Source organism: Pseudomonas sp. NPDC089741 (genome assembly GCF_044748825.1).
GTDB lineage: Bacteria > Pseudomonadota > Gammaproteobacteria > Pseudomonadales > Pseudomonadaceae > Aquipseudomonas > Aquipseudomonas helmanticensis.
Genome location: NZ_JBIVGT010000079.1, coordinates 1 through 2,368 on the forward strand (window position 1 = coordinate 1; position 2,368 = coordinate 2,368).

At 57.8% G+C, this 2,368-nt stretch carries 2 protein-coding genes and 1 pseudogene; all 3 read left to right on the forward strand.

Going from position 1 to position 2,368, the window contains the following annotated elements; translation table 11 throughout:
- Positions 1 to 1,033, forward strand: a 1,033-nt coding sequence (locus ACIPZE_RS28815; protein WP_400776822.1) for an FAD-binding protein, incomplete at its 5' end; no start/stop codon positions are given.
- 11 nt (positions 1,034 to 1,044) lie between these two features.
- A complete protein-coding gene (locus ACIPZE_RS28820) occupies positions 1,045 to 1,749 on the forward strand; it encodes a succinate dehydrogenase iron-sulfur subunit (RefSeq protein ID WP_129391067.1) in 705 nt (234 codons plus the stop codon).
- 251 nt (positions 1,750 to 2,000) lie between these two features.
- Positions 2,001 to 2,368 (forward strand): annotated as a pseudogene (locus tag ACIPZE_RS28825) (2-oxoglutarate dehydrogenase E1 component); the annotation flags it as partial.

Consider the following 2,368-nt stretch of genomic DNA (forward strand, 5'->3'; position numbering starts at 1 on the left):
CGGCATCGCCGCCGCCGGGGTACTGGTTACCGAAGGTTGCCGTGGTGAAGGTGGTTACCTGATCAACAAGCACGGCGAGCGTTTCATGGAGCGCTATGCTCCGAACGCCAAAGACCTTGCCGGTCGTGACGTGGTTGCTCGCTCGATGGTTAAAGAAATCATCGCCGGCAACGGTTGCGGTCCGAATGGCGATCACGTACTGCTCAAGCTCGACCACCTGGGCGAGGAAGTACTGCACAGCCGTCTGCCAGGCATCTGCGAACTGTCGAAGACTTTCGCTCACGTTGACCCGGTTGTTGCGCCGGTTCCGGTTGTTCCGACTTGCCACTATATGATGGGCGGCGTTGCCACCAACATTCACGGCCAGGCGATCACCCAGAACGCTGAAGGCGTCGATCAGATCATTCCTGGTCTGTTCGCGGTAGGCGAAGTGGCTTGCGTATCGGTTCACGGTGCCAACCGTCTGGGCGGCAACTCGCTGCTCGACCTGGTGGTATTCGGCCGCGCTGCTGGCCTGCACCTGGAAAAAGCCCTGACCGACGGCATCGAATACGACGACGCTACCGAAGCCGACATCGAAGCTGCCCTGTCGCGTCTGAACGCGCTGAACAGCCGTACCGACGGTGAAGACGTGGCAACCCTGCGTCGCGAGCTGCAGAACTGCATGCAGAACTACTTCGGTGTGTTCCGTACCGGCGAATACATGCAGAAAGGTATCGCTCAGCTTGCTGACCTGCGTACCCGCATCGCCAACGTGAAGATCAACGATAAGTCGCAGGCGTTCAACACTGCCCGTATCGAAGCGCTGGAACTGCAAAACCTGCTGGAAGTGGCTGAAGCTACCGCCATCGCCGCTGAAGTCCGCAAAGAGTCGCGCGGTGCTCACGCCCGTGAAGACTTCGAAGACCGTGACGACGAAAACTGGCTGTGCCACACCCTGTACTTCCCGGGTGACAAGCGCGTCACCAAGCGTGCCGTGAACTTCTCGCCGAAGACTGTTCCGACTTTTGAACCTAAGATTCGGACTTATTAAGGGTGGCCGCCATGTTGCAAGTCAGCGTTTATCGTTACAACCCTGATCAGGACGCCGCGCCGTTCATGCAGGAATTCCAGATCGATACCGGTGGTAAAGATCTGATGGTGCTGGACGTACTGGCCCTGATCAAAGAGCAGGACGAGGGATTCTCCTATCGTCGCTCTTGCCGTGAAGGTGTTTGCGGTTCCGACGGCATGAACATCAACGGCAAGAACGGTCTGGCGTGCATCACGCCGCTGTCTGCTGTTGTAAAAGGTAACAAGTTGGTTGTTCGTCCACTGCCAGGTTTGCCGGTTATTCGTGACCTGGTCGTCGATATGAGCATCTTCTACAAGCAATACGAGAAGGTGAAGCCTTACCTGCAGAACGACACGCCGGCTCCGGCCATCGAGCGTCTGCAGTCGCCAGAAGAGCGTGAAAAGCTCGACGGTCTGTACGAGTGCATCCTGTGCGCTTGCTGCTCGACTTCGTGCCCGTCCTTTTGGTGGAACCCGGACAAGTTCCTGGGTCCAGCTGCACTGCTGCAAGCTTATCGCTTCCTGGCAGACAGCCGTGACACCAAGACTACCGAGCGTCTGGCTTCGCTCGATGACCCGTTCAGCGTATTCCGCTGCCGGGGCATCATGAACTGCGTCAACGTATGTCCGAAAGGCCTGAACCCGACTAAGGCCATCGGTCACATCCGTAACATGCTGCTTTCGAGCGGCGTGTGATTCAGCTGCTGTAACCGCTGTACCGTAGAGGCTGTGGCGCGGGCTTCAACCCGCGTCATGGCTATAACCAGAGCAGCAGCCACAAGCTGCCGCTCTTATTTTGAAGAAATGAGACAAGCAGGGGCATCCGGGCTGGTACCCGGACTATCAGTGTGATCCTAAGTGGCTTGTTTTAGTCGCTGCATTCGGACTTCTGCAAGTTTGCTCGGTGTCGACGCCGATGGTGTTCCCCTAACCGAGGGTGACCAAGCATGCAAGAAAGCGTGATGCAGCGCATGTGGAACAGCGCCTACCTTTCAGGTGGAAACGCTGCCTATGTGGAAGAGCTTTATGAGCTCTACCTGCACGACCCTAACGCTGTGCCAGAAGAGTGGCGCACCTACTTTCAGAAGTTGCCTGCCGACGGCAACTCTGCCACTGATGTTTCGCACTCCACAATTCGCGATCATTTCGTGCTGCTGGCAAAGAACCAGCGCCGCGCTCAACCGGTTTCCGCCGGGAGCGTGAGCAGTGAGCACGAGAAGAAGCAAGTTGAAGTGCTGCGATTGATCCAGGCCTCCCGGATGCGTGGCCTCCACGCGGCCCAGCTTGGCCGGGTGGGGCTGTGGCTGCGTCCTGC

Bases quoted from the DNA above. Each gene is read 5' to 3' on its own strand.
- ACIPZE_RS28820 (WP_129391067.1), top strand. From the start codon at position 1,045: ATGTTGCAAGTCAGCGTTTATCGTTACAACCCTGATCAGGACGCCGCG.